This is a genomic window from Borborobacter arsenicus, assembly GCF_003934165.1.
GTDB lineage: Bacteria > Pseudomonadota > Alphaproteobacteria > Rhizobiales > Rhizobiaceae > Pseudaminobacter > Pseudaminobacter arsenicus.
In genome coordinates, this window is record NZ_ML133511.1 from 173,058 (window position 1) to 198,466 (window position 25,409).

General features: G+C 63.4%; 25 protein-coding genes. 6 read left to right on the top strand and 19 right to left on the bottom strand.

Going from position 1 to position 25,409, the window contains the following annotated elements; genetic code table 11:
- Nucleotides 1-25 precede the first annotated feature (25 nt).
- The 6 genes from EET67_RS05645 to aroC all read right to left on the bottom strand — a co-directional run bounded on the left by EET67_RS05645 (nucleotide 26) and on the right by aroC (nucleotide 4,944).
- A complete protein-coding gene (locus EET67_RS05645; protein ID WP_128625245.1) occupies nucleotides 26-946 on the bottom strand; it encodes a pirin family protein in 921 nt (306 codons plus the stop codon).
- Between the two features lie 38 nt (nucleotides 947-984).
- Nucleotides 985-1,257 carry a DUF2277 domain-containing protein gene (locus EET67_RS05650; protein ID WP_128625246.1) on the bottom strand — a complete coding sequence of 91 codons (273 nt, stop codon included), beginning with the start codon at nucleotides 1,255-1,257 and terminating at the stop codon, nucleotides 985-987.
- 62 nt (nucleotides 1,258-1,319) lie between these two features.
- Nucleotides 1,320-1,580, bottom strand: a complete 261-nt coding sequence (locus tag EET67_RS05655) for an exodeoxyribonuclease VII small subunit (protein ID WP_128625247.1) — start codon at nucleotides 1,578-1,580, stop codon at nucleotides 1,320-1,322.
- A 3-nt stretch (nucleotides 1,581-1,583) separates the two neighbouring features.
- Nucleotides 1,584-2,510, bottom strand: a complete 927-nt coding sequence (locus EET67_RS05660; RefSeq protein WP_128625305.1) for a histone deacetylase family protein — start codon at nucleotides 2,508-2,510, stop codon at nucleotides 1,584-1,586.
- Nucleotides 2,511-2,604: 94 nt separating this feature from the next.
- On the bottom strand, nucleotides 2,605-3,699 hold the full coding sequence (ribB, locus tag EET67_RS05665; protein WP_128625248.1) for a 3,4-dihydroxy-2-butanone-4-phosphate synthase: 1,095 nt from the start codon (nucleotides 3,697-3,699) through the stop codon (nucleotides 2,605-2,607).
- Between the two features lie 144 nt (nucleotides 3,700-3,843).
- Nucleotides 3,844-4,944: a chorismate synthase gene (aroC, locus tag EET67_RS05670; protein ID WP_128625249.1), complete on the bottom strand. Its 1,101-nt coding sequence runs from the start codon at nucleotides 4,942-4,944 to the stop codon at nucleotides 3,844-3,846.
- A gap of 183 nt (nucleotides 4,945-5,127) precedes the next feature.
- Here aroC and EET67_RS05675 point away from each other — a divergent pair, with 183 nt between their 5' ends.
- Both EET67_RS05675 and EET67_RS05680 read left to right on the top strand, forming a co-directional pair.
- Nucleotides 5,128-5,376 carry a DUF1344 domain-containing protein gene (locus tag EET67_RS05675; protein WP_128625250.1) on the top strand — a complete coding sequence of 83 codons (249 nt, stop codon included), beginning with the start codon at nucleotides 5,128-5,130 and terminating at the stop codon, nucleotides 5,374-5,376.
- A 329-nt stretch (nucleotides 5,377-5,705) separates the two neighbouring features.
- Nucleotides 5,706-6,839, top strand: a complete 1,134-nt coding sequence (locus EET67_RS05680) for a helix-turn-helix transcriptional regulator (protein ID WP_128625251.1) — start codon at nucleotides 5,706-5,708, stop codon at nucleotides 6,837-6,839.
- A 146-nt stretch (nucleotides 6,840-6,985) separates the two neighbouring features.
- Here the strand turns inward: EET67_RS05680 and EET67_RS05685 are convergent, their stop codons facing one another.
- From EET67_RS05685 to EET67_RS05700, 4 genes are all read right to left on the bottom strand, one after another.
- Complete coding sequence (locus tag EET67_RS05685; protein WP_128625252.1) at nucleotides 6,986-7,570, bottom strand: histidine phosphatase family protein; 585 nt, start codon at nucleotides 7,568-7,570, stop codon at nucleotides 6,986-6,988.
- A gap of 33 nt (nucleotides 7,571-7,603) precedes the next feature.
- On the bottom strand, nucleotides 7,604-8,422 hold the full coding sequence (gene fabI / locus EET67_RS05690) for an enoyl-ACP reductase FabI (RefSeq protein WP_128625253.1): 819 nt from the start codon (nucleotides 8,420-8,422) through the stop codon (nucleotides 7,604-7,606).
- A 111-nt stretch (nucleotides 8,423-8,533) separates the two neighbouring features.
- The gene (locus EET67_RS05695; protein WP_128625254.1) at nucleotides 8,534-9,448 is read right to left on the bottom strand and encodes a DnaJ C-terminal domain-containing protein; all 915 of its coding nucleotides are present in this window, start codon (nucleotides 9,446-9,448) and stop codon (nucleotides 8,534-8,536) included.
- 97 nt (nucleotides 9,449-9,545) lie between these two features.
- The gene (locus EET67_RS05700; protein WP_245450744.1) at nucleotides 9,546-10,019 is read right to left on the bottom strand and encodes an RT0821/Lpp0805 family surface protein; all 474 of its coding nucleotides are present in this window, start codon (nucleotides 10,017-10,019) and stop codon (nucleotides 9,546-9,548) included.
- Between the two features lie 41 nt (nucleotides 10,020-10,060).
- On the opposite strand from EET67_RS05700, the gene pdxH reads away from it, so the two are divergent.
- Both pdxH and EET67_RS05710 read left to right on the top strand, forming a co-directional pair.
- The gene (gene pdxH, locus EET67_RS05705) at nucleotides 10,061-10,678 is read left to right on the top strand and encodes a pyridoxamine 5'-phosphate oxidase (protein WP_128625255.1); all 618 of its coding nucleotides are present in this window, start codon (nucleotides 10,061-10,063) and stop codon (nucleotides 10,676-10,678) included.
- Nucleotides 10,679-10,797: 119 nt separating this feature from the next.
- Complete coding sequence (locus EET67_RS05710; protein WP_128625256.1) at nucleotides 10,798-11,244, top strand: BA14K family protein; 447 nt, start codon at nucleotides 10,798-10,800, stop codon at nucleotides 11,242-11,244.
- A 65-nt stretch (nucleotides 11,245-11,309) separates the two neighbouring features.
- Here the strand turns inward: EET67_RS05710 and EET67_RS05715 are convergent, their stop codons facing one another.
- Nucleotides 11,310-12,059, bottom strand: a complete 750-nt coding sequence (locus EET67_RS05715) for a crotonase/enoyl-CoA hydratase family protein (RefSeq protein ID WP_128625257.1) — start codon at nucleotides 12,057-12,059, stop codon at nucleotides 11,310-11,312.
- Nucleotides 12,060-12,072: 13 nt separating this feature from the next.
- Nucleotides 12,073-13,848, bottom strand: a complete 1,776-nt coding sequence (locus EET67_RS05720; protein WP_128625258.1) for an acyl-CoA dehydrogenase family protein — start codon at nucleotides 13,846-13,848, stop codon at nucleotides 12,073-12,075.
- 385 nt (nucleotides 13,849-14,233) lie between these two features.
- Here EET67_RS05720 and EET67_RS05725 point away from each other — a divergent pair, with 385 nt between their 5' ends.
- Nucleotides 14,234-15,349: a glycoside hydrolase family 25 protein gene (locus EET67_RS05725; protein ID WP_425359509.1), complete on the top strand. Its 1,116-nt coding sequence runs from the start codon at nucleotides 14,234-14,236 to the stop codon at nucleotides 15,347-15,349.
- Nucleotides 15,350-15,511: 162 nt separating this feature from the next.
- On the opposite strand, the gene arsC is transcribed toward EET67_RS05725, so the two are convergent.
- Both arsC and purD read right to left on the bottom strand, forming a co-directional pair.
- A complete protein-coding gene (gene arsC, locus EET67_RS05730; RefSeq protein ID WP_128625260.1) occupies nucleotides 15,512-15,919 on the bottom strand; it encodes an arsenate reductase (glutaredoxin) in 408 nt (135 codons plus the stop codon).
- Nucleotides 15,916-17,190 carry a phosphoribosylamine--glycine ligase gene (gene purD / locus EET67_RS05735; protein ID WP_128625261.1) on the bottom strand — a complete coding sequence of 425 codons (1,275 nt, stop codon included), beginning with the start codon at nucleotides 17,188-17,190 and terminating at the stop codon, nucleotides 15,916-15,918. Before purD ends, arsC begins: the two co-directional genes overlap by 4 nt.
- 140 nt (nucleotides 17,191-17,330) lie before the next feature.
- On the opposite strand from purD, the gene ubiA reads away from it, so the two are divergent.
- On the top strand, nucleotides 17,331-18,314 hold the full coding sequence (gene ubiA, locus EET67_RS05740) for a 4-hydroxybenzoate octaprenyltransferase (RefSeq protein ID WP_128625262.1): 984 nt from the start codon (nucleotides 17,331-17,333) through the stop codon (nucleotides 18,312-18,314).
- Between the two features lie 280 nt (nucleotides 18,315-18,594).
- On the opposite strand, the gene EET67_RS05745 is transcribed toward ubiA, so the two are convergent.
- The 5 genes from EET67_RS05745 to EET67_RS05765 form a co-directional block, all read right to left on the bottom strand.
- Nucleotides 18,595-19,161 carry a DUF6101 family protein gene (locus EET67_RS05745; protein ID WP_128625263.1) on the bottom strand — a complete coding sequence of 189 codons (567 nt, stop codon included), beginning with the start codon at nucleotides 19,159-19,161 and terminating at the stop codon, nucleotides 18,595-18,597.
- 349 nt (nucleotides 19,162-19,510) lie between these two features.
- A complete protein-coding gene (locus tag EET67_RS05750; protein WP_128625264.1) occupies nucleotides 19,511-20,932 on the bottom strand; it encodes an FAD-binding oxidoreductase in 1,422 nt (473 codons plus the stop codon).
- A gap of 9 nt (nucleotides 20,933-20,941) precedes the next feature.
- A complete protein-coding gene (locus EET67_RS05755; RefSeq protein WP_128625265.1) occupies nucleotides 20,942-21,925 on the bottom strand; it encodes an L-threonylcarbamoyladenylate synthase in 984 nt (327 codons plus the stop codon).
- Between the two features lie 50 nt (nucleotides 21,926-21,975).
- A complete protein-coding gene (gene glyS / locus EET67_RS05760; RefSeq protein ID WP_128625266.1) occupies nucleotides 21,976-24,183 on the bottom strand; it encodes a glycine--tRNA ligase subunit beta in 2,208 nt (735 codons plus the stop codon).
- The gene (locus EET67_RS05765; RefSeq protein WP_128625267.1) at nucleotides 24,183-25,136 is read right to left on the bottom strand and encodes a glycine--tRNA ligase subunit alpha; all 954 of its coding nucleotides are present in this window, start codon (nucleotides 25,134-25,136) and stop codon (nucleotides 24,183-24,185) included. The genes glyS and EET67_RS05765 overlap by 1 nt, the downstream gene beginning before the upstream one ends.
- Between the last annotated feature and the right edge of the window lie 273 nt (nucleotides 25,137-25,409).

A 25,409-nucleotide genomic window follows, 5' to 3' on the forward strand; every position in this document is an offset into this window, starting at 1 on the left:
TGCCGCGTGGTTTTGCCTGTGCACTTCAGCTTCCCGGCAGCGGGATGAATTCTGTTTCGTCACCGGGAACGATGTCGAAACGTCCGGTCTTCCATTCCTGCTTGGCCTGCTCGATGCGTTCCTTCGACGAAGAGACGAAATTCCACCATATATGGCGCGGCGAGCCCAGCGAGGCGCCGCCGAACAGCATGAAATGGGCGCCGTTCTCGGCCGACACCACGATCTCGTCGCCGGGGCGGAATACCAGCAGCCGGTCGGAGGGGAAGCGGTCGCCCGAAATCGTCACCTCGCCTTCAAGCACATAGATCGCGCGCTCCTCGGCATCGGCCGGGATGCGCGCCCGCGCGCCGGGCGCAAGTCGCAGATCGACATAGAGCGTATCGTGATAGGTGGTCACGGGCGCGCGCATGCCTTCGAAATCGCCGATCACCACGCGCCCCGTCACGCCATCGGCGCTGAATTCGGGCAGTGTCGCGCTGGCGGTATTCTCGAACACCGGCGCCATCTCCTCCTTGTGGTCGGGCAGCGCAATCCAGGTCTGCAAGCCGGAAACCGACATCGGCGCGCCGCGCAGTTCCTCGGGCGTGCGCTCGGAATGGACAATGCCGCGGCCTGCCGTCATCAGGTTCACGTCGCCCGGCGAGATCACCATTTCCGTGCCGAGCGAATCGCGGTGCCTGATCTTGCCGTCGAACAGATAGGTGACCGTGGACAAGCCGATATGGGGATGCGGGCGCACATCAAGCGCCTTGCCGGCCCGCAATATTGCCGGGCCCATGCGGTCGAAGAAGATGAACGGCCCGACAAGCCGGCGCTTGGCCGTCGGGAGCGCGCGCCGCACCTCGAAACCGTCAATGTCCTTGGCGTTGGCAATCACCATCAGCTCGACGGCATCGCAGGAGGATGCATCGCCAAGCTCGGGATCCGGGCAGGGAAAGAAGCTCATTTACCACCTCCTGGAACGATACAAGCGCACGACAATTGTTATGCGTTTGCAAAACGTAGCGCCGAACGAGCCTTCGCCTTAGCGGCTTCTTCCTCGCGGTTTCGTGGATGCTGGTGCGTTTCCATCGAATGCAGCAGTTCGTGGGCCACCTCAGCGATTTGATCGACAGCGCGGTAGAATGCTTCCTCGTTCTTCTTGGAAGGTTTCGTCGAACCGCTCAGCTTGCGGACGAACTGCAGCGCGGCGTCGCGGATCTCATCACGTGTCGCCGGCGGCTCGAAATTGAACAACGTCTTGATATTGCGGCACATCGTCTGCTCCCGGATTTTCCATCGCCCTTTCCATAACTGGGCACGAGGGCAACGACGTCAAGCTACTCCCCGTCGAGCGGCTCCACGCCGGTGGGCTTGCCGTCGCGGGCGAGCCGGATCTTTTCCACCTTGTCCTCGGCCGCCTTCAACAGCCGGTCGCAATGCGCCTTCAACGCCTCGCCGCGCTCATAGATGCGGATCGACTGGTCGAGCGGCACGTCGCCGCGCTCCAGATGATCGACAATGTCCTCAAGCGCCTTGAGCGCCTGCTCGAAGCTCATGGCCTTGATGTCGTCGGCCGTCTCGGTGGTTTCACCCGTCATGTCCTATCCTTTCATCAGGCGCTTCACATGCGCCGCCACCGAAAACGACAATCCCTGCAGATCGTAGCCGCCTTCCAGCAGGCTGACGAGGCGGTTGCCGCAATGGCGCGCCGCCCGGTCCATCAATTGCCCGGTCGCCCAGTCGAAATCGCCCTCGTCCAGATTGATCTCGGCCAGCGGATCACGATGATGCGCATCGAAGCCGGCCGAAATGATGATGAGGTCGGGCGCGAAATCATCGAGCGCCGGCAGCACGCGCGAGCGCATCGCCTCGCGGAACAGCTCGCTGCCCGATTGCGGCGACAGCGGCGCGTTGACGATGTTGCCGGCGCCGGTTTCGTCCTTGGCCCCGGTGCCCGGATAAAGCGGCATCTGGTGCGTGGAACAGAACAGCACCGAAGGATCATCCCAGAAAATGTCCTGCGTGCCATTGCCGTGATGCACATCCCAATCGACGATGGCGACGCGCTCGGCCCCATATTTCTTCTGCGCATAACGGGCGGCGATGGCCGCATTGTTGAACAGGCAAAAGCCCATCGCCGTCGTCTTTTCGGCATGGTGGCCGGGCGGGCGCGCCGCAACGAAGACATTGTCGGCTTTGCCGGAAAACACGTCGTCCACCGCGGCATTGGCCGCCCCGATCGCCGTCAATGCCGCCTGCCAGCTCTTCGGGCTGGCCGAGGTGTCGGCGTCGATGCCCCTGATGCCCTCTTCGGGGATTGCCGCCCGGATCTTTTCGACATGGCGCTCGGGATGGGCGTAGAGGATGGTGGCCTCATCGCCCTCCGGCGCCTCGACGCGCTCCAGGGCTGCGAAAGCCTCGTCCTCCAGCGCGCGCGCAATGGCGCGCAGCCGGTCTGGACGCTCAGGATGTCCCGCAGGCGTCAGATGTTCCAGATAGATCGGATGGGAATAAAGGCGTGTGACCATGCCCCGATATAGGCGCATGGCGTCGATTTGACCATGGTTTTGCGCAAGCGCCGGGGCAACGGTCAACAGGGTTTGGCCCCGGCAGAACTCTGATCTAGAGGATTTCGGTCCTGGCGATCCTGATGCCGAATCCCTCCAGGCCGACATAGTGGCGCTCGCGTGAGGCGATCAGGTCGATGGAGGAGATGCCGAGATCCTTGAGGATTTGCGCGCCAAGGCCGATCTGGCGCCATTCGTCCTCGCGCCGCCGCGCCTCCTCATGGTCTTCCTGATCGACCCGGGGCCGGTTGCGACCCTGTTCGGCCACGCCGACCGATCCTTCGCGCAGATAGACGATGACGCCGCGCTGGCGCTCGCCGAGCGTTTTCATGATACGGGCAAGGCCGCCCGTGGTGCCGAAGACGTCGGTGACCACATCCTCGGTGTGGAAGCGCACCGGCACCTCCTCCCCATCGCGAATATCGCCGAAGACGATCGCCAGATGGTGCATCACGTCCCATGGCAGCGTGTAGGTGAAGGCCTTGGCCTTGCCGCCGGGGGTTTCGATGTCGAAGCAGTCCACGCGCTCGATCAGCGTTTCCTGGCGCTGGCGATAGGCAATGAGGTCGGCGACCGACACCTGCTTCAGCCCGTTCTTCTCGGCAAAAGCCTGCACCTGCGGCCCGCGCATCACTGTGCCGTCGTCATTGACCAGTTCGGAAATCACGCCGACCGGCGGCAGGCCGGCAAGCTTGCACAGATCGACCGCCGCCTCGGTGTGACCGGAGCGCATGAGCACGCCGCCCTCGCGCGCAATGAGCGGGAAGATATGGCCGGGGCGCACGAAATCCGAGCCGCCGACATTGCTGTTGGCCAGGTTGCGGACCGTCAGGGTGCGGTCGTCGGCCGAAATGCCGGTGGTGGTGCCGTGCTTGAAATCGACGCTGACGGTAAACGCCGTCGTGTGGGCCGAATCATTGTCGGCCACCATCGGCGCCAGATTGAGCCGCCTGGCATCCTCGCGGGTCATCGGTGTGCAGACGATGCCGGACGTATGGCGCACGATGAAGGCCATCTTCTCGGGCGTGCAATGCACCGCCGCCACGATCAGGTCGCCCTCGTTCTCGCGTCCGTCATCGTCCATGACCACCACGATCTCGCCGCGCTCGAAGGCGCGAAGGGCTTCGACAATCTTCTTCTGGTCGTACATGGCTCGCTTCGCTCACAGGGGAGTAGGGGAACAAGGTAGTAGGGGAATAGGGAATTCTGGTAGGTGGGGCAAGTGTCAGCACACAGGGCCAACTGCCAATTCCCTTACTCCCCTATTCCCTTACTCCCCTATTCCCTTACTCCCCTAATCTCGCCCCGTCTGCCCCCGGTGCCGCAGATAGTGATCGGCAATGGCGCAGGCAACCATGGCCTCGCCGATCGGAACCGCCCGGATGCCCACACATGGGTCGTGCCGGCCCTTGGTCCTGACATCGACATCCTTGCCATCCACATCGATGGATTTGCGCGGCGTCAGGATCGAAGAAGTCGGCTTGACTGCAAAGCGTGCGACGACCGGCTGCCCCGTCGAGATGCCGCCTAGAATACCACCGGCATGGTTGGCCAGGAAGACCGGCTTACCGTCATTGCCGATGCGCATCTCGTCGGCATTCTCCTCGCCGGTGATGCGCGCTGCGGCAAAGCCGTCGCCAATCTCCACGCCCTTGACCGCATTGATCGACATCAGGTTCGCTGCAATGTCCTGGTCGAGCTTGGCATAAACCGGTGCGCCGAGGCCTGCCGGCACGCCTTCCGCCACGATCTCGATGACCGCACCGACCGACGAGCCCGCCTTGCGGATGCCGTCGAGATAGTCGGCAAAGATCGCCACCGACTCCGGATCGGGCGTGAAGAAGAGATTTTCCGGATCCTCGACGAAATTCCAGTTCCAGCGGCTGCGGTCGATATCCTTGACGCCGACAGACACCAGTGCGCCGCGCACCACCATGCCCGGCACCACCTTGCGCGCCAGCGCGCCTGCCGCCACGCGCGCCGCCGTCTCGCGCGCCGAGGAACGGCCGCCGCCGCGATGGTCGCGCAAGCCATATTTGACGTCATAGGTATAATCGGCATGTCCCGGCCGGTACTGCCTGGCGATCTCGCCATAGTCCTTCGAGCGCTGGTCGACATTCTCGATCAGCATCGAAACCGGCGTGCCGGTGGTGATCATGGTCTCGCCGTCGTCATCAAGGACGAAGCCGGAAAGCACCTTGACCTCGTCGGGCTCCCGGCGCTGGGTGACGAAACGCGACTGGCCGGGGCGGCGCCGGTCCAGCTCATGCTGGATTTCCGCGCGGGTGAAGCGGATACCGGGCGGGCAGCCATCCACCACGCAGCCCAGGGCCGCCCCATGGCTCTCGCCCCATGTGGTGACCCGAAAAAGGTGCCCGAACGTATTGTGCGACATCGAAAACGGTCCCGTCCGGCAGAACGCCGGTTCATGCTGGCCTTCTATTGGCGTTTTTTGCGGTGGTCAAACGCAGGCGGTCTCGTTTTAGTTTTGACATATTCCTTGGGATACTGCTCTCTTTCGCCCAGCTTAGAAACTGTCGTGTGGCCACCGGGCCGCGCAGGAAGAAAGAGGCCGACGATGCGCATCCTGATCAGCGCTTTTGCCGCCATGGTGATGATTTCAAGCGCCGCCCTTGCCGCCGAAGCGGAAGGAAAGGTCAAGGCCATCGACCGCGATCAGATGACGATCACGCTTGACGACGGCAAGTCCTACAAGCTTCCCGGCGAATTCGACGTCGATGCGATCAAGGAGGGCATGGAAGTCCTGCTCGCCTATGACGAAGTGAGCGGCGTCAACCTGATCACCGACATGGAGCTGCCGCAGTAAGGCACACGCGCCTGCCCGCGATATCCCGACTGTCGCGCAGGGGCCCGAAGGGGCACGAATAGCGCAATTTCCCATGCCGGGCGCGAGCTAGAGCGGCTGACGCCCGGATAAATCCAGGCTGCCGCTCTATCTGTTTGTTTTTGCCGCATTTGTGCGACGCCAAGTGATTCCACTTGGCTGCAAAATGCTCCAGGGCGCCACCCATCACCGTTGTCAAACAGCGGCAATATGACCTATGGTTGCGTCTGGGGAGGAGGTTCCCGCGAACAGCTGATGCAGGGCCATGGGGGCACGATGGCTGCGGACACCAAGCTTGCGTGGTCATTGCCATGACCCATGCGAGCCTTATCGACGATCAGCTCGTTGATCTTATCTATGCTGCCGTGTTGGGCGAATCCGACTGGACGGATTTCCTCGCCGAATTGAGCAGCGCCCTGCCCGATGGGCGTTCGACACTTTTCTACCACGACATATCGCAGCAAAAAGGGGCGTGGGAGCTGAACCACGGCCTGGATGAGCGCACGCTCGCCAATTACTCGGCCTATTATGCCCGCATCAATCCATGGATGCCCAAGGCATCCATCAGGCCGGTGGGCATCGGTGTCGTCGCCGAACAGATGCTGCCGGCCGAGACCTTCAGGCAAAGCGAATTCTATAACGACCTCTTCCGGCCGATCGGTGGGGAAACGGCCGTCGGCGTGACGATTATGCGCGAGGAGGGTTGCTCCTTCCTCCTGTCGACGCTGACAAGCCGCGCGGACCCCGAGAAAAACAAGGCGGTGGCCGACCGTCTCACGACGATCGCTCCTCACCTGCGGCGCGCCTTCAACTATTATCGGGGCCGGGCGGTCCAAATCAGCGAGGCTGGCAGCTCGTTGTTCAATGCCATCGACATCGGTTTCATGGTCATTGGAGAGGGCGCAATCGCCAAATCTGTATCGCCAGCCGGCGAGCGCATCATCGAGCAATCGGGATGCGTCACCACAACCCCGCTCGGAACGGTAAGGCTCTGCTGCGCACAAGCCAACACGCTGCTGCAAAACATGCTCGACAGGACCTATGCGGGAGAGAAAACCAATTCCGTCCTTACCGGTTCGGTCAAACTGACGTTGGTCAAGGTCAACAAGGATCTTTGCTCGGCCTATTTCGAAGGCCCCACCGTCATCCTCCTGATGGAGCCGGTAAAACCGGATCGCTCGAAGGTCCAGTCGATCGGAGATGGGTCATCGCTGCCGAATCTGAGCCAGATATTCGGGCAGCGTTTCGGGCTGACGCCGGCAGAACAGCGGTTGACCACAAGAATTGCCCAGGGCGAGCGCCTGAATGACGCGGCGTCCCTGGAAGGAATCACCAAGGAAACCGCGCGCACACGCCTCAAGGCGATCTTTTCCAAGACCGGGACAGGGCGGCAGGCCGAACTTATTCTTCTTGCACAAAAACTGCAGGGCGACGTGCCGGATTGAGCGCGAGACTGTGTCGCCCGTCTCTGTGGCGGTTCGGCGCCGAACCGCCCCCTCGCCCTTCCGGGACCTGCCGCAACGCCTGTGCCCTCGTCCGTTCACGGGAGAGAGTAAGGGGCATGGGGCGTAAGAGGATAAAACGACCGAGGCTACAGCCAGGTCAGTTTCCCGTCCTGAAACCGCAATACACGATCCTGCACCACTTCGAGTGCCGCGGCCTCATCCGACGGCATGGCTTCGACCAGCCTGAACATGGCGCGGATCACCCCGCCATGGGTGACGCAGACGGTCGGCCTTTCCAGTTTCTCGAACCATGGCTGCACGCGCTCGAGCAGCATCTGGTAGCTTTCGCCCAACCCCGGCGGCACGAAGCGCCATTTGTCGAGCGCGCGCACCTTGGTGGAGCCTGGGTGACGGGCCTCCAGCTCGGCAAAGGTGAGGCCCTGCCAGTCGCCGAAATGCACCTCGATCAGCCGCGGATCGGTGCGATAGCCCTCGGGCGGCAGACCCATGGCAATACGAATGCGTTCCATGGTTTCGCGCGTGCGCCGTAGCGGGCTTGCGACGAAATCGAAATCCTCGGGCCTGTCGATCAGTTCGGCAAGCCTGCGGCCGTTGCGGTCAGCCTGGGAGCGGCCCCGCTCGGTCATATCGGTATCGGCCTGGCCCTGAAAACGCTTCTCGGCGTTCCAGATGGTCTGACCATGGCGCACAAAATAGACAAGCGGAGACATGCGGCGTGTTACCTCCCCGATTGACGGCCGGCGTCAGTCCTTGACGGTCGAAATATCGGGAGCGTCGACGGCTTTCATGCCCACGACATGATAGCCGGCATCGACATGGTGAACCTCGCCGGTGACGCCGCGCGACAGGTCGGAGAGGAAATAGAGGCCGGAATCGCCGACTTCCTCGGGCGTTACCGTCCGCTTCAGCGGCGAGTTGTATTCGTTCCATTTGAGGATGTAGCGGAAGTCGCCGATGCCTGAAGCGGCCAACGTCTTGATCGGGCCGGCGGAAATGGCGTTGACGCGAATATTCTTCGACCCAAGATCGACCGCCAGATAGCGCACGCTCGCCTCAAGGGCCGCCTTGGCCACGCCCATGACGTTGTAATGCGGCATCACCTTCTCGGCACCGTAATAGGTCAGTGTCAAAAGCGAGCCGCCATCGGGCATCAGAGCTTCGGCCCGCTTGGCAATGGTGGTGAAGGAATAGACGGAGATGTCCATCGTGCGCAGGAAATTGTCGCGCGTGGTCTCGACATAGCGGCCGTCCAGTTCCTCCTTGTCGGAGAAGGCGATGGCATGGACGAGGAAGTCGAGCTTGCCCCATTTGGCGGCGACATTGGCAAAAACCGCATCCAGCGTCTCGGCCTCGGTGACATCGCAATGGCCGACGACATGGGCGCCAAGTTCGGTGGCAAGCGGCTCGACGCGCTTGCGGAATGCCTCGCCCTGATAGGTCAGCGCGATTTCGGCGCCCTGGTCGGCACATGCCTTGGCAATGCCCCAGGCGATCGACCGGTTGTTGGCGACACCCAGGATCAGGCCACGCTTGCCGGCCATCAGGCCCTGTCCAACCGTCATCGATCACTCTCCGCGCTCTGCAATCAGGGAATGCTCCCTATCGCATAGCGGCAGGGTGCCTTCAAGCTTGATTGAAACACAGCCTTTCACCGCCCTGCCGGACGGTCCGCATTACTCGGCCTTCTTGCGCATCAGCGATTCCAGCTCCGGATCGCCGCCCTCCGGCAGCATGACGCGGATATGGGCGTAGAGATCGGCATGGCCGCCGGTCTTCACCGGCAGCCCCCTGCCCTTGAGCCGAAGCACCTTGTCGGAACTCGACCAGGCCGGAACGTTCACCGCCAGCCTTCCGGTCGGGGTCTCCACCGCAACCTTGGCGCCAAGAACGGCATCGGCCAGCGATACCGGAACATCGGCATGCAGGTCGCGCCCTTCGACCCGGTAGCGCGGATGGCGCCTGAAGCGGATCTTCACCAGCGCGTCGCCAGCACCCCCCGGACCCTGCTCACCCTGCCCCTTGAGGCGGATGGTCTGGCCTTCCTCGACATAGGTCGGCAGTTTCACAGCGATCTTGCGCCCGCCCGGAAACAGCGCGGTCACCTTGGCGGCAGTGGCTATTTCCTCGATCGAGACATCGAGCGTGGCGTTGAGGTCGCCGCCGGCCGGAGCGCGCTGCGCGCCGCCCTGCCGGGCAAATCCCTGCCCGAACAGCTCGCTGAAAATATCGCTGTCGGCGAAAGGGTCGGCGCCCATGCCGCTGCTGCGGAACTCGAAATGCGCACCGCCCGGGCCACCCTGGCTCTGGCGGCGGAAGCCCGCGAAGGGATCGCCACCGGGCCGGCCTTCGAAGCCGTGGAATTTCTGCTTGCCTTCGGCGTCGATCTCGCCGCGATCATAGGCACGGCGGGTCTTTTCCTCGCCGAGAATCTCATAGGCCTGGTTGGCCGCGGCAAAACGGTCCTTCGCCTTGGGATCGTCCGGGTTCTGATCCGGATGATATTTCTTGGCGAGCTTACGGTATGCCGATTTTATCTCTTTGGCCGATGCGTCCTTCGCAACGCCCAGCACTTCATAGGGATCGCGCATGCTTTATGCCTGGCCGGAATTTTCTGCCGATAAGGGTTCGGCCCTTATATGCGCCCGACTAGGAAGAAATTCCAGTGGTGCCATTATGGATGCCTGGTTATGCCGCCGGCTGGAAGGCCAGCATTCGCCAGGCGCCGGGACCCGCCATGCAGATTTCGCCATTATAGAGGCCGACACCGTCGAAGCTCTCGCGCGAGGCGGTGAATTTGCGGCAAAGCGAGCCGTTCTGCCGGTGTTCGACCAGATTGTTGATGGCGCCGCGCGAGCCCGTCGCGGCATTGGCCCATTGCACCGGCGTGCTGCCGAGGGTTTCGATATCGACCGAAGAAACGGCATTGCGGATCGTCGCCTCGTCGGACGTCCGCTCGAAATCGACGGAAGCCTGGGTATTGGCCGGCACGGTGCCGGTGATCAGGCTCTGGTCGACTGCAGCCTTTTCCAGGCTGAAGCCGCCTGCCGCGCAGCCACAAAGCAGGGCAAGCCCGGCCACCGAAATGGCGGTTGCGAGATGGCGTGGCCCTTGCGAAAGGCGCAACAGGCTGGTTCCCCTTGGTTGCGCAACGCGCGACAATCGGCAATCTCCGCAGCAGCAACAACAAATCGAGTAAAATTATGGCCGAATCAGCCTTAACAGACGGTGACTTTACACAGAGTTCGGAGCCGTTTCGGCTTTTTGCGGAGTGGCTTGGCGACGCAGGCAAGACCGAGCCCAACGATCCCAATGCGGTCGCGCTCGCCACGGTGGACGATCAGGGCATGCCGGATGTGCGCATGGTGCTGCTCAAGGGCTTCGACGAGCACGGCTTTGTCTTCTACACCAATTTCGAGAGCGCCAAGGGCCGTGAGATCCTGGGCAGCATGAAGGCGGCGATGTGCTTCCACTGGAAGTCGCTCAGGCGGCAGGTACGGGTGCGCGGGCCGGTCGAAATCGTCAGCGACGAGGAGGCCGACGCCTATTACGCAACCCGCCCGCGCGGCAGCCGCATCGGCGCCTGGGCCTCGAAACAGTCGCGCCCGCTAGAAAGCCGCTTTGCGCTGGAAAAGGCGGTTGCCGAATACACCGCCCGCTACGCTATCGGCGAAATCCCCCGGCCTGCCCATTGGTCAGGCTTCCGCATCCTGCCGCAGACGATCGAGTTCTGGCACGACCGCCCCTTCCGCCTGCACGACCGTATCGTCTTCAGCCGCACCGAAAGCGGCGCTTGGGAAAAGTCGCGGCTTTATCCGTAAGACGAAATTCCGGCCACAGCGGGAGGAAAAGCTTACGAAACTTTAATGGGCCTATTCAGTTTGGGTTCATCCGCCAGTTGCAAGACTGCGCTTCGGTTATCAACCAAAGCGAGGAAACCATGAAGAAGCTGATTTCATCCCTTTGCGCTGCGGCAATGACGATCACCGCCGTTGCAACCGCAGCCGTGCCCGCCCAGGCGGCTCCGATGCCGCGCGCCAGCATCGCCGTCCCGTCGGCCGACAGCAATGTCGAGCAGGTGCAGCATCGCCGCGGCTATTATCGCCACAACGGCCGCCACTACTATAACGGCCATCGCGGCTATCGCCATCATCGGCCGGGCTGGCGCAGCCATAATGGCTGGTGGTTCCCGCCTGCGGCCTTTGCGCTCGGCGCAATCGTCGGCGGCGCCATCGCCAACCAGCCGGCGCCCGTCTACCGCGCGCCACGCTACGGCAATGCGCATGTGCAGTGGTGCTACAACCGCTACCGCTCCTACCGGGCCTACGACAACACGTTCCAGCCCTATCACGGCCCGCGCCAGCAGTGCTACTCGCCCTATCGGTGAGGCACATTTCAACCAACCGATGATCCCGCTTCGGCGGGATCACCTCGTTTGCATGGGCGGGAAGGCTATTTCTTCCGGTTCATGAAGGCGGCAAAGGCGCTTCGGGCCTCGTCAGAGGTCAGCCTTTCACGGAAATGTTCGCCCTCCAGCCTGATCCGCGCAATCAGTTCCTCGCGCGGTGCGCGCATCAGATCGCGCGTGATCTTCATCGCCTCCGGCGGCTTGGCTGCAATAGCGGTTGCGGCGGCCAGCACTTCCGCCTCCAGCAGCTCTTCATCCACCACCTTGTAGATCAGGCCGGCGGCCCTGGCCTGAGCGGCCGGCAGCCCCTCGCCCAGAGCGAGCAGGGCAAAGGCCTGCTGCCTGCCGAGGATTGCCGGCGCAAGCAGGCTGGAGCCCGCCTCCGGCACCAGGCCGAGATCGACGAAGGGCGTCTTGAAGATGGTGCTCGGCGTGGCAAAGGTCAGGTCGCAATGCAGGTTGAGCGTGGTGCCGATGCCGACCGCGATCCCGTCCACACCTGAAACAATCGGCTTTTGCGAGCCGGCCAACGCCAGCAGGAAATCCCAGACCTCGTCGCCGGCCACGCCGCCCATCGCGACCGCCATGAAATCGGCGAGGTCATTGCCGGCCGAAAATGCTCCGGGCGAGCCGAGGAACACATGCACCCGGATTTGCGGATCGGCGTCGCCCGCGGTCAGCGCGCCGGCCATGGCGGCATACATGGCGCGTGTGATGGCGTTCTTCTTGTCCGGACGGTTCATGCGGATGATCTGCACGAAGTCGCGCTGTTCGATGAGGATATGATCGGTCATTGCCCTAATCCCATCAGGCTGAAATCAAGCCTTTGCCCGCATCGGCGAGGCTATCGGCGCCGTCCATAACGCTGCGCTTGAGCGCCGCCGTCTCGCCAAGCATGTTCTCTGCAAAGAAACGGCAAAGCGCCGTGCGGGTTCCACCCGCCGCCAGTGCGCCGCGCACCAGATAGGCGCCGCCGGCGGCAAGCGAAAACAGGCGCAGATAAGGCGTGGCGCCGGCCAGCGCTTCGTCCATGCGGCCTTCGCTTACGCATTGCTGCAGGAACTGCGTCGCCTCGATCAGGTCGGCCAGCGCCTCGTCCAGCACATTGGCGGTGATACCGAAGCCGGCCAGGTTGGAGTTGCGCAGTTCGGCGGCAATCGCCTCCAGTTCGGCAATATAGGTCAGCACGTGATCGCCGCCGCTCTGCGGCAGCTTGCGCGTCACCAGATCGATCGCCTGGATGCCGTTGGTGCCTTCATAGATCGGTGCGATGCGGGCATCGCGCAGCAGGGCCGCAGCTCCTGTTTCCTCGATGAAGCCCATGCCGCCATGCACCTGCACGCCCATGGAGGCGACTTCGACGCCGATATCGGTGGAAAACGCCTTGGCCAGCGGCGTCAGCAGATTGGCGCGCTCCTGCCAATGCTGCTTGTCGTCGCCTTCGGCCGCGCGTGCCCGGTCGGTGGCATAGGCACAGGCATAGCAGATGGCACGGGCGGTCTGCGTCAGCGCCTGCATTGTCAAAAGGGTGCGCTGGATATCGGGATGGTGGACGATGGGCGCCATGCCTTCGCCATGATAGCTCGACGCCTTGCCCTGCCGGCGCTCATTGGCATAGGCCAGCGCCTTCTGGAACGCCGCCTCGGCAATCGCCACGCCCTGGATGCCGACCGCGAGCCTCGCATTGTTCATCATCGTGAACATGCAAGCGAGGCCGCGATTTTCCTCGCCGATCAGCCAGCCGACGGCGCCTGCCTCCTCGCCCTCCACCGAACCGTCGCCATAAATCATGGTGCAGGTCGGCGAGGCGTGGATACCGAGTTTTTCCTCCAGCCCGGCACAGAACAAATCGTTGCGGCGGCCGAGCGAGCCGTCCGGCTCGACCAGGAATTTCGGCACCAGGAACAGCGAGATGCCGCGCGTGCCTTCCGGCGCATCCGCCAGGCGGGCCAGCACCAGATGGACGATATTGTCGGTGAAATCGTGTTCGCCATAAGTGATGAAGATCTTCTGGCCGAAAATCCGATAGCTGCCGTCGTCCCTGCGCTCGGCGCGAGTGCGAAGCGCTGCAAGATCGGAGCCGGCCTGCGGCTCGGTCAGGTTCATGGTGCCCATCCACTCGCCGGACACCAGTTTTTCCAGATAGGTCCGCTTCAAGGCTTCGGTGGCGTGCTTCTCGATCGCCTCGACAGCACCCATGGTCAGGGTCGGCCCGAGCGCGAAAGCCATCGAGCCGGAATTCCACATCTCCAGCGCTGCCACCCCTAGCATGGCCGGCAGGCCCTGGCCGCCATAGGCTTCGGGGCCCTGAAGGGCGTTCCAGCCGCCCTCGATCCAGCGACGGTAAAGCTCCTTCCAGCCGGGCGGCGTCGTCACCGCCTTGTTTTCGAGGACGGAACCGTTGCGGTCGCCCGCCTCGCGCGCCGGCGCCACCTCGTCGGTTGCGAACCGCCCTGCCTCCTGAAGGATCGCGTCGACCACATCCTCGTCCAGATCGCTGAAGATGCCTTCTTCCAGCGCCGCCTTGAGCCCGACAATGTGCTTCAGCGTGAAGGCGATATCCTCAACGGGTGCGCGATACATCTTGATCCTTCCTCGATCCGCTTTCGTGCAGGGAATGCGCGCCGAGCTTATGCGAAATCCGCCGCACCCGGCTACCGCAAAACCAAAAAATCAGCCTGCTGTGCCTACCTACTTTTGACGTAAACGTCAAACAATGAAGAAGTGCGTCGGGCCTCGCTTCCCATTTTCCCGGCCGCGTCGATAGAGCGCATTCTCCCGGTCCCAATTAGGCCATTTCGTTAACCATAAAAGCTTCAAGATTGCAGCCTTGAGTGTCGTACCCGGAGTGGGACGCGGTTCCGGGCAATCACGACATGCCGACGATCAACGCTGTGCACGGAACCTCGATTTGACGCTTTTTGCTCCCCGCAATCTTCGCCGCCTGCTCTGCGCGGTCGGTGTCGCGCTGAGCGCCTGGGTCGCTCCCGGCTCAGCGTCGGATTTCTCCCAGCCCTGGAAGCGCAGCGACCGGGCGTTGGTGGTCGATGCCTATGAATATAATTCGATCGACTGGCAGAAGCTCGTCACCGACAAGCGCATCGTCGGCTTCATCAACAAGGCTTCGGACGGGCTGTCGCCACCCTATGCCTGCAAGGGCAACGACACGGAAGTCAGCCTTTGCAAGGCATTGTGGAAGCGCCATGCGGTAGCGCGCGAGCTTTTCCATACGAGAAAGACGGTGGCCAAGACACTCGGGCTCGAATGGGGCGCCTATCATCTCGCCCGCCCCGGCAACCCCATCGACCAGGCCAATAATTTCATTGATTTCGCCGAACCCGGCCCTGACGACCTGCTGGCGCTGGATATCGAGGACAATGATCCGGAAAAATGGATGTCGCTGGAAGATGCCGAGGAATTCGTGCGTCACGTCCATCGGCGCATAGGCCGCTTCCCGATCCTCTACACCAACGGCGCGACCGCCCAGCACATTGCCGACAACCGCGAAAAATATTCGCTGCTGTCGCGCCTGCCGCTCTGGTATGCGCGCTACAAGCCCGAGATCGGCATCCACTTCCCCAAGGGTAACTGGCAGGGCTATGCACTGTGGCAGTTTTCCGCGCGGGCCAATTGCAATGAAAAAAGCTGCCCCTACCGCGTGCCCGGCACGCCGACCGACATCGACGTCAATGTCGCCTCGATGGATGCAAAGGAACTGCGCGAGGCATGGCCGTTCGGCGGGCTGCTCGACGTTCCGGTCGAGATGATCGCCAGTGTACCGGTGCCGATTGCGCGCGCCGAGGGCCTGGCGGGCGAAGTCACGCTTGCCTATGCGCCGGTGGAAAAGGCCAGCGCGCTGGTGGCGCTGGAAAACGCCTTCCAGGTGCGCGGCCAGCACTACCCCGAGCGCGCTACCTATGCCGCCGCTGCGGAGAAGGGTTCGAAGTTCTTCGCCCGCATTGCCAGCTATCTGGTGGGCCTCAAGCAGACGCTGATCGCCTGGCCCTTCGGCCAGCAGGAAATCGCCATCGGCGTAGACCCGATCACCACCGCGACTATCCCGGGCCGGACGGAATTGCCGTAAGCCGCACGCGAGTCATCCCGGCCAAGGGAGCGAAGCGACACGCGAGCCGGGACCCATTCCGTGAAGTTGGAAGGTCAAGTGGAATGGGTCCCGGATACGCTGCTTGCTTACGCTACGCACCGTTCCGGGATGCCGGCTAGTCGAGGGCTGCGGAAAAGAAGCCTACTTCTTCCCCTTGACCACTTCGCCGTCTTCCTTGGTGAAGCTGCCAATTTCGGGATTGTCGAGGATTTCGAGCACCTTCTCGGAAGGCCGCGCCAGCATCGCGCCCTTGTCCGTCACCACAATGGGACGCTCGATCAGGATAGGATGGGCGATCATGAAATCGATCAGCTCGTCGTCGCTCCATTTGGGATCGTCCAGCCCAAGCTCGTCATAGGGCGTGCCGCGGCGCCGCAGCAAGTCGCGCGGCTTCATCTTCATCCGGCCAAGCAGCTTCACAAGCGTCTCGCGCGAGGGTGGCGTCTTCAGATACAGGATGACTTCCGGCTCCTCGCCCGAGGCGCGGATCATCGCCAGCGTGTTGCGCGAGGTGCCGCAGGCCGGATTGTGATAGATCGTCACCGTCATTGCTGCTCCTCCCTTTCCACCGCACGCCAGCCGATGTCGCGCCGGTAAAAGCCTTCCGGCCAATCGATCCGGCCGATCGCCTCATAGGCCGCCTTCTGTGCCGCGCTCACCGTCTTGCCGAGTGCCGTGACGTTGAGCACACGCCCGCCATTGGCGATGATCGCGCCTTCCTTCGAGGCGGTGCCGGCATGGAAGATTTCGGCGCCCTCGCCTGCATCGTCCAGCCCGCCAATCACCGAGCCCTTCTCCGGCGTGCCGGGATAACCCGGAGCGGCCATCACCACCGTCAGCGCCGCCTCGTCGCGCCAGCGCACCGACATATGGGCAAGCTGGCCGTCGGCGGCCGCATTCAGCAGCACCAGAATATCGTCCTTCAGCCGCATCATCAGCACCTGGCATTCAGGATCGCCGAAGCGGACATTGTATTCGATCAGCTCCGGCCCCTGATCGGTGATCATCAACCCGGCAAACAGCACGCCGGCAAAGGGCGCGCCCATCTCCTTCATGCCGCGCATGGTCGGCTCGATGATCTCGCGCATGGTGCGGTCGATCATCTCCTGCGTCATCACCGGGGCGGGCGAATAGGCGCCCATGCCGCCGGTATTGGGACCGGTATCGCCGTCGCCCACCCGCTTGTGGTCCTGCGCCGTGCCGAAGGGCAGCGCCGTCGTTCCGTCGCACAGGCAAAAGAAGCTCGCCTCCTCGCCGGTCAGGAAGTCCTCGACCACGACTTCGGCGCCGGCGCCGCCGAAGGTGCCGTCGAAACAGGCATCGATGGCCGCCAGTGCTTCGTCCAGCGTCATCGCCACGGTGACGCCCTTGCCGGCCGCCAGCCCGTCGGCCTTGACCACAATGGGCGCACCCTTTGCCTCCACATAGGCGCGCGCGGCAGCCGCATCGGAAAAGCGCTCATAGGCGGCGGTGGGGATGCCGTATTCGCGGCATAGATCCTTGGTGAAGCCCTTGGAGCCTTCGAGCTGCGCGGCCTTGGCCGAAGCACCGAAGACGCGAATGCCGGCGGCACGCAGATCATCCCCCAGGCCGGCGACAAGCGGTGCCTCAGGCCCCACCACGACCAGATCGATCGCCTTGTCGCGACAGAAGGCCGCTACAGCGCCATGGTTATTGACGTCGAGCGCGACGATCTCGGCTTCCCTGGCAATGCCTGGATTGCCCGGCGCGGCATAAAGCTTCGTCAGCAGCGGCGAGGCGGCGATCTTCCATGCCAGCGCATGTTCGCGCCCGCCCGAACCGACCAGAAGAACATTCATGCTTGCTGTGCTCCGCTTCCTGTCACGACCTCACAGCTTTCCGGTATGGCGCATGGAAGCGCAGGTCAACCTCACGCTTTGACTGATCAAGGACAATTCATCGTCTTGACGCCTGCGCCGGCTGCTGTCACGTCAGTTTCATGGAAAATATTCAGTCGAAAGAGGCGCAGGGCCGGGTCGCCGACGCGCCAAGCGGCCATTGGGTCTACCGGGTGCTGCCGCGCGCGGTGTGGCCCTATGCCCAGCTTGCGCGCTGGGACCGGCCGATCGGCTGGATCCTGCTTTTGTGGCCCTGCTGGTGGTCGGCAGCCCTTGCGGCCAGCGCTTTCGCCCGTCCGGGCGAGCCGCTTATGACCCTGCTGCCCGACCCATGGTATCTCGTGCTCTTCCTCATCGGTGCGATTGCGATGCGCGGCGCAGGCTGCACCTATAACGACCTCGTCGACGAGAAGATCGACGCACAGGTCGAGCGCACGCGTTCGCGGCCGCTGCCTTCCGGCCAGGTCACCCGCCGGCAGGCGTGGCTGTTCCTCGTCGCCCAGGCGCTGGTCGGCCTTGTGGTCCTGCTGCAATTCAACAGCTTCGCCATCCTGCTCGGCCTGTCCTCCCTGGTGATCGTGGCCGCCTATCCCTTCATGAAGCGAATCACCAACTGGCCGCAATTCGTTCTGGGACTTGCATTTTCCTGGGGCGCGCTGATGGGCTGGGCAGCCGAATTCGCCGATATCGACGGCCCGGCGATCCTGCTTTATGCCGGTTCGATCATGTGGGTGATCGGCTATGACACGATCTACGCCCATCAGGACAAGGAGGACGACGCCCTTGTCGGCGTGCGTTCCACCGCAAGGCTGTTCGGCGAGAATACCAAAAGCTGGCTGATGGGGCTCTATGGCGGCGCGCTGATCTGCTTTGCGTCCGCCTTCGCCCTGGCGGAAGCGCCGATGCCGGCGCTGGCCGGCCTGCTTGCCGCCGGCGCCCACATGCTGCGCCAGATCCGGGTCCTCGACATCGACAACCCGGACCAGTGCCTTGCCTTGTTCAAGTCTAACGGCACCGTCGGCTGGCTGATCTTCCTCGGTCTCGTCGGTGGTGGTGTCTGGGTGGCGTTGAAGCCGTTGGTGTGAGGTGGCTGCACCCACCTTTCACTAACCCCCTCTCCTCTCCGCTTCGCTTCGCTCAGCACCTCTCCCCCATTTTCATGGGGGCGAGGAACCCAAGTTCTGGGATGCCGCGACTTCGGCGAGTGCCGTTCCTCGCCCCCGCTTGCGGGGGAGAGGTGGCGAGGCGAAGCCGAGCCGGAGAGGGGAATTTCAAAACTCGCTTTCGAACGTTCTTGAACGCCAACAGCCTTCACCGTCCACGAGCATCACCCGCGGACGGCAAAGACCAAATGCTTGCAATCGCCTACTCGCGGGCGATGATTTCCTCGCCATTCACCACCAGACGCAGGCCGAGATTTCCGGTCTTGCGGCGGGCCTGGAAGCGCGAGCGGCGGGCCACGGTCGGCCTGCCCTTGCGGCGCTCCTGCGGCGGCAGCGTGCCGATGGCCGCACCCAGGGATTCGTCCAGCGTGCGGGCAACGCCGTCGGCCTCGATCAAGAGCATCGGCAGCCGGTAGGCTTCTGCCCAGGCGCGCCAGTCGGCGGCGACATCTTCCAGATTGTCGGCCACCAGCAGCGGCACCGACAGCATCGGGTCGTTGTGCAGCAGTTCCAGCGTCACCGTGACCTGATAGGTGTCATCCTCGATGGCGCGGGCTGCCACGCCGCGGAAGGCATTTGCCGGCATCACGACAGTCGCCGGCAGATGGCTCTTCTGCAGGATGCGCCGCACGGTCGCCCCGCGCTGGTCGATGGTAAAAGTGACATCGCCGAAATCGTCGCAAGTGGCGTAGCTGACCATCTGGGGCAGACGCAACGGGTCGAGGCGCATATTGCGCCCCGCCCAGACTGGCTTCAGTCCGGTGCTCATATTGGTGCCTTCTTCCTGTTACTTCCGAGAGCCGGTTTTCCGGTCTCCCCGAACCGGTTTTCCCGGTCTCGTTATGGGAAGAAGCGTAGCGCGGGGTTCTTACCGCCGGGCTTAAAAAAGTCGGTTAAATTTTCCTGATCTACAGCATGGTTATCGGAATCCGACCTGCCACAACATGTTGTAAACCTGTCTGAAGGAGGGGTGAATCCACCGTCGCTCGTCATCCCGGCCAAGAGAGCGAAGCGATAGCGAGCCGGGGCCCATTCCGCGGATTTTCAGCGTCACGGAGTGGATCCCGGATACGCTGCTTGCTGCGCTTCACAGCATTCCGGGATGACGTGGATAGCGCCTAAATCACCTTGCCGGGATTCATGATCCCGGCCGGATCGAAGGCGGCTTTCATGCGCCTCATCAGGTCGATGGCGATGGGCTGGCTGGTGGCGATCAGTTCGGCGCGCTTCATCTGGCCGATGCCGTGCTCCGCCGAGATCGAACCGTTCATCTCGCGCACCAGGTCGTGCACCGCCTTGTTCATCTGCGGATAGAGCCCCAGGAAGGCCTCCGCCTCCATGCCCACCGGCTGCGAAATATTGTAGTGCAGATTACCGTCGCCCATATGGCCGAAACAGGCGATGCGTGCGCCGGGGCAGACCGCAGCGACCGCCTTCGCGCCCCGCTCGATGAATTGCGGGATCGAGGCCACCGGCACGGAAATATCATGCTTGATCGAGCCGCCTTCGGGCCGCTGCGAATCCGACAGGCTTTCGCGCAGCCGCCAGAACGCGCTCGCCTGCGCCAAGCTGGAGGCAATCACCGCATCGCCGGCGATCTCCTCTTCCAAGGCTGCAATCAGCACCTCCTCCATCAGGGTCCTGGCATCCTTTGCCGAGCGCCCCGATGAAATCTCGATCAGCACATGCCAGGGCCACTCGCCTTGCAGCGGCGCATGCGTATCGGCGATGTGCCGCACGGCAAAGCTGAGCACCATGTCGGAAATGAGTTCGAAAGCGGTCAGGCTGCCGCCGGCCTGATCCGTGGCGCGGCCAAACAGGTCAAGGGCCGCCTGCGGCGATTTAAGCCCCACCCAGGCGACCTCTCTGCCCTTCGGCCTAGCGAACAGCTTCAGCACGGCGGCGGTGATGACGCCCAGCGTGCCTTCCGCGCCGATAAAAAGGTTCTTCAGATCGTAGCCGGTATTGTCCTTCTTCAGCTTGCGCAAATCGTCGAACACCTCACCCGTCGGCAGCACGACCTCGAGGCCAAGGCACAGTTCGCGCGCATTGCCATAGGCCAGAACGCCGGTGCCGCCGGCATTGGACGACAGATTGCCGCCGATCTCGCATGAGCCCTGCGAACCGAGCGACAGCGGAAACAACCGGTCGGCGGCATCGACCGCCGCATGCAGCGCCTCCAGCACGACGCCGGCTTCGGCTGTCACTGTATTGGACAGCGTGTCGATCTCGCGGATGCGGTTGAGGCGCGACAGCGACAGGACGACCTGCCCGCCCGAGCGATCCGGCATCTGCGCTCCGACCAGTCCGGTATTGCCGCCCTGCGGCACGATCGGCGTGCGCGTCTGAGTGGCAAGCTGCATGATGCGGCTCACCTCGTCCACGCTGCCGGGCCGCAGCACCAGCGGCGAGATGCCGGCAAACAAGGCCCGCCGCTCGGTCAGATAGGGCGCGGTTTCGGCTATATCGCGCAGTGCATGGCGCTCGCCGACGATTGCCGCAAAACGGTCGAGCAAGGCAGGGTCGAGTGTACCGGTCATAAGACCAGCCTACGAGGCGGCGGCGGCGTTGTCACGCGGCGCGGCTGCCCGCGCCAGACGGTCGTTGATCGCTTCTCCCAGTCCTTCCGCCGAGATCGGCTCCACGGCAATGACGGCGGCACCGCTGCGGTCAAGCGCCTGGAGATGGGCGAAAAGATTGCTCGCCGCCTCGCGCAGGTCACCGCGGGGCGACAGGTTCAGTATGGCGACGGCATGCTCCGCCCCCTTGGCGCGCTCCGGCCCGAAGGCGAGCAGCGCCTCGCCGGGCCTCACCTCTCCCACTCCCAGCCGCACCGCAGCCCCCGGCGCATAGTGCGAGGCCATCATGCCCGGCGCCTGGATGCCGGCTTCCACGCCGCGATGCAGCCGCGTGCCCGCCACGCCGACAAGTTCCGGCCCGGTGATGCCGCCCGGTCGCAGCAAATGCAGCCTGCCATCCTCGACCTTGACGATGGTGGATTCCAACCCAACGGGCGTTGCCCCGCCATCGACCACCAGCTTGATCCGCCCGCCGAGATCGACCGCCACGGCCGCAGCCGAAGTCGGGCTGATGCGGCCTGAGGAGTTCGCACTGGGAGCGGCCAGCGGGCGTCCGAATTTTCCGATCAGACCCGCACCGAAGCCGCGCGGCATGCGCACCGCGATGGTGTCGAGGCCGGCGCGCACCAGCGGATGGATCGCGCTGCCCTCGCGATGCCGCAGCACCAGCGTCAGCGGACCGGGCCAGAATTTTTCCGCCAGCCGGCGTGACAGCGGATCGAATATAGCGAAGCTCTCGGCCATTTCCAGCGAGGCGACATGGGCGATCAACGGGTTGAAGCGCGGCCTTCCCTTGGCCTCGAAAATCCGCGCCACCGCCTCGCCATTGGTGGCGTCGCCGGCAAGCCCGTAGACCGTCTCGGTCGGGATGGCGACCACTTCGCCCTGCGCCAACAGGTCCAGCGCCCGCTCCAAAGCTGCCGCCCCTTCAAGAATATCCGCCACGCTTTCCATCCCGTTTCGACCTGCCCGCCTATAGCCTTCCAGCCGGCGGGGCGAAACACCTATCCGGCGATCCTGGAGAAATCCGCCACCTGGTCGGTAGCTGCACGGATGCGCGCCAAGAGCGCCAGCCGGTTGGCCCGCACCGCCTCGTCCTCGGCATTGACCAGCACGTCTTCGAAGAAGGTATCGACCGGTTCACGCAATGCGCTAAGCGCCAGCATGGCGGCCGAAAAGTCTTCATTCTGAATCGCTTGGCCGGCTTCCTTCTCAGCCTGATTCACCGCCGCAAACAGCTTTTTCTCGGTATTTTCGGCAAGCAGCCCCGGATCGACTGCATCCGCGATGCGCGTCTTCTTCTTCTCCTCGGCGGCCAGGATGTTTGCCGCGCGCTTGGTGCCAGCCAAAAGGTTCTTGCCGTCCTCGCTGTCGAGGAACTTGCCCAGCGCTTCGACGCGACGCACGATCATCAGAAGGTCGTCGTTGGATGACAGCGCGATCTCCCCCCTTGAGGGAGAGATCAAGTGCGAGCCCGCCGCCAGCACGGCGTCGATCAGATCATGCCGCGCGCCCTGGTCGCGCAGATAGACCTTCAGACGGTCATGGAAGAAGGAGAGGAGGTCGACGGTCGGGAGATCGAGCAAGCGTCCCTGCAGGATGGGAGTTGCGGCATGCGAGAACTGATCGCTCAGCCCCAGCCTCACCCCGTTCTCCACCACGATCCGGATCACGCCAAGCGCGGCGCGGCGCAGGGCGAACGGGTCCTTGGAACCAGTGGGCTTCTCGTCGATGGCCCAGAAGCCAACTAGCGTGTCGAGCTTGTCGGCCAGCGCTATCGCCACCGAAACCGGATCGGCCGGCACACGGTCGGACGGGCCCTGCGGCTTGTAATGCTCCTCGATCGCTGCAGCGACGCTGGCATCCTCGCCCTGGAGAGCGGCATATTTGCGCCCCATAGCGCCTTGCAGTTCGGGAAACTCGCCGACGATCTCGGTCTGCAAATCGGCCTTGGCCAACACCGCCGCGCGCGCAGCCAATTCAGGATCGGCACCGACGATCGGCGCGATCTCGCGCGCCAGCCTTGCAATGCGCTCCACGCGCTGCCCTTGCGTACCGAGCTTGGCATGGAAGGTCACGCCGAGATGATCGAGCCGGGCCATGCGCTGGTCGAGCGGCTTGGCAAGATCGAGCCCGAATCTTTCCGCCGATGCCGTCAGCAGGCCAAGGTCCGGCACGTTTGCCTGGTCCGTTTTCCAGAAATGCACGGCGTCCGACAGCCGGGCGCGAACCACCTTGCCATTGCCGTGAGCGATTTCCTTGCCGCCGTCCTTCGCCTCGATATTGGCAACGAGGATGAAGCGATTGGAGAGGTTTTCCGCCTCGTCCTGAACCCGTGTCACGAAGCATTTCTGGTTGGCACGGATGGTCAGCCGGATCACTTCGGCAGGGATATCGAGGAAGTCCTGCTCGAACTCGCCAAGCAGCACCACCGGCCATTCGACCAGCCCGGAAACCTCCTCCAGCAGCCCCTCGTCCTCGACCAGTTCCAGCCCATTGGCAAAGGCGAGGTTGCGCGCATCGGCAAGGATGATCTCCTTGCGCCGGTCTGCATCGAGCACGACTTTGGCCGCTTCCAACTTCGCTACATAATCCTCGAAGCGGCGCACGCTGATTGCCTCCGGGGCATGGAAGCGGTGGCCATAGGTGACGTTGCCGGAGCGGATGCCGCCCACCTCGAAATCGACCACCATCGGTTCTTCCGTCTCCGGGCCGAAGGTGCAGACGATCGATTGCAGCGGACGAACCCAGTGCAGGCTGCCGGGCCTGGCCGAAGCCGGCCCCCAGCGCATGGATTTCGGCCAGGGAAAGGCTCGGATTACCGCCGGTATCAGTTCGGCAATGATCTCTTCGGCCGCCCTGCCCGGCTTCGAGATACGGGCAATGTAGAAATCGCCCTTCCTGGGATCGGACTGGATCTCGGCCTGGCCGATATCGCTCAGGCCCGCCGAGCGCAGGAAGCCGGCAATCGCCTGCTCCGGTGCCTTGGTGCTGGGGCCGCGCCGTTCTTCCTGCACATCGCGCGAGCGCGCCGTCAGACCGCGAATGTCGAGTGTGAGCCGCCGCGGCGTCCAATATTCGCGCGCCGCCTCATAGGTCAGCCCGGCCTCCACCAGACCGTCGGCCACCATCTTCTTCAGGTCGCCCGCCGCCTTGCGCTGCATGCGCGCGGGAATCTCTTCAGAACGAAGTTCAAGCAGAAGATCAGGCATTACGCGGCCTCGCCAATGTAACCAAAGCCGCCGGCCTCGGTCTGCAAAAATGCCTCGCCGCATTGGCGCGACAGGTTGCGCACGCGCAGAATGTAGCTCTGCCGCTCGGTCACCGAGATGACGCCGCGCGCGTCGAGCAGGTTGAAAACATGGCTTGCCTTGATGCACTGGTCATAGGCCGGCAGCACCATCTGGTGCGGCTTGCCGTCCACCCTATCGGCGCCGGCCTTCAGCAACGCCTCGCATTCGGCTTCCGCATCCTCGAAATGCTTCAAGAGCATGGCGGTATCGGCATGCTCGAAATTGTAGCGCGAATATTCCTGCTCGGCCTGCAGGAACACGTCGCCATAGGTCACCTTCTCGGCCCCTTCGCGGCCGTTGAAATTCAGATCGTAGACATTGTCCACGCCCTGCACATACATGGCCAGCCGCTCCAGACCGTAGGTCAGCTCGCCCGCCACCGGCGCACATTCGATGCCGCAGACCTGCTGGAAATAGGTGAATTGTGACACTTCCATGCCGTCGCACCAGCATTCCCAGCCCAGCCCCCAGGCACCCAGCGTCGGGCTTTCCCAGTCATCCTCGACGAAGCGGATGTCATGCAGCAGCGGATCGACGCCGATGGCGTCGAGCGAGCCCAGATAGAGCTCCTGCAGATTGACCGGGTTGGGCTTCAGGATCACCTGATACTGGTAGTAGTGCTGCAGCCGGTTCGGGTTCTCGCCATAGCGGCCGTCCTTGGGCCGGCGCGAGGGCTGGACATAGGCAGCGTTCCACGGCTTCGGCCCCAGCGCGCGCAGCGTGGTCGCCGGGTGGAAGGTGCCGGCGCCGACTTCGAGGTCGTAGGGCTGCAGCACCACGCAACCGTAATTCGCCCAATATTCATGCAGCGTCAGGATCAGCCCCTGGAACGAGCGGCTGGGATGCATATGGGCGGGCAATTTCACGGTCACGGGGAGCCTCGGCGGATCGGGCCAAAAGATGGCCCGTCCTATTCCGGCCGGCCGGAAGCGTCAAGTTTTGCCAAAGTAGAAGAGACGGGGAAACATCAGCGCGGCATCCGGGCCGATCGAGCGCACCAGACCCGCGTCATCCCGGCCGATCGAGCGAAGCGAGAGAAGAGCCGGGACCCATTCCGTGATTGATCTCGAAGGTAGGCGGAATGGATCCCGGATACGCTGCTTGCTATCGCTACGCAGCGTTCCGGGATGACGAAGAAGATCGCT

Bases quoted from the DNA above. Each gene is read 5' to 3' on its own strand.
- EET67_RS05645 (WP_128625245.1), bottom strand. From the start codon at position 946: ATGAGCTTCTTTCCCTGCCCGGATCCCGAGCTTGGCGATGCATCCTCC.
- EET67_RS05650 (WP_128625246.1), bottom strand. From the start codon at position 1,257: ATGTGCCGCAATATCAAGACGTTGTTCAATTTCGAGCCGCCGGCGACA.
- EET67_RS05655 (WP_128625247.1), bottom strand. From the start codon at position 1,580: ATGACGGGTGAAACCACCGAGACGGCCGACGACATCAAGGCCATGAGC.
- EET67_RS05660 (WP_128625305.1), bottom strand. From the start codon at position 2,510: ATGGTCACACGCCTTTATTCCCATCCGATCTATCTGGAACATCTGACG.
- ribB (WP_128625248.1), bottom strand. From the start codon at position 3,699: ATGTACGACCAGAAGAAGATTGTCGAAGCCCTTCGCGCCTTCGAGCGC.
- aroC (WP_128625249.1), bottom strand. From the start codon at position 4,944: ATGTCGCACAATACGTTCGGGCACCTTTTTCGGGTCACCACATGGGGC.
- EET67_RS05675 (WP_128625250.1), top strand. From the start codon at position 5,128: ATGCGCATCCTGATCAGCGCTTTTGCCGCCATGGTGATGATTTCAAGC.
- EET67_RS05680 (WP_128625251.1), top strand. From the start codon at position 5,706: ATGACCCATGCGAGCCTTATCGACGATCAGCTCGTTGATCTTATCTAT.
- EET67_RS05685 (WP_128625252.1), bottom strand. From the start codon at position 7,570: ATGTCTCCGCTTGTCTATTTTGTGCGCCATGGTCAGACCATCTGGAAC.
- fabI (WP_128625253.1), bottom strand. From the start codon at position 8,422: ATGACGGTTGGACAGGGCCTGATGGCCGGCAAGCGTGGCCTGATCCTG.
- EET67_RS05695 (WP_128625254.1), bottom strand. From the start codon at position 9,448: ATGCGCGATCCCTATGAAGTGCTGGGCGTTGCGAAGGACGCATCGGCC.
- pdxH (WP_128625255.1), top strand. From the start codon at position 10,061: ATGGCCGAATCAGCCTTAACAGACGGTGACTTTACACAGAGTTCGGAG.
- EET67_RS05710 (WP_128625256.1), top strand. From the start codon at position 10,798: ATGAAGAAGCTGATTTCATCCCTTTGCGCTGCGGCAATGACGATCACC.
- EET67_RS05715 (WP_128625257.1), bottom strand. From the start codon at position 12,059: ATGACCGATCATATCCTCATCGAACAGCGCGACTTCGTGCAGATCATC.
- EET67_RS05720 (WP_128625258.1), bottom strand. From the start codon at position 13,848: ATGTATCGCGCACCCGTTGAGGATATCGCCTTCACGCTGAAGCACATT.
- arsC (WP_128625260.1), bottom strand. From the start codon at position 15,919: ATGACGGTGACGATCTATCACAATCCGGCCTGCGGCACCTCGCGCAAC.
- purD (WP_128625261.1), bottom strand. From the start codon at position 17,190: ATGAATGTTCTTCTGGTCGGTTCGGGCGGGCGCGAACATGCGCTGGCA.
- ubiA (WP_128625262.1), top strand. From the start codon at position 17,331: ATGGAAAATATTCAGTCGAAAGAGGCGCAGGGCCGGGTCGCCGACGCG.
- EET67_RS05745 (WP_128625263.1), bottom strand. From the start codon at position 19,161: ATGAGCACCGGACTGAAGCCAGTCTGGGCGGGGCGCAATATGCGCCTC.
- EET67_RS05750 (WP_128625264.1), bottom strand. From the start codon at position 20,932: ATGACCGGTACACTCGACCCTGCCTTGCTCGACCGTTTTGCGGCAATC.
- EET67_RS05755 (WP_128625265.1), bottom strand. From the start codon at position 21,925: ATGGAAAGCGTGGCGGATATTCTTGAAGGGGCGGCAGCTTTGGAGCGG.
- glyS (WP_128625266.1), bottom strand. From the start codon at position 24,183: ATGCCTGATCTTCTGCTTGAACTTCGTTCTGAAGAGATTCCCGCGCGC.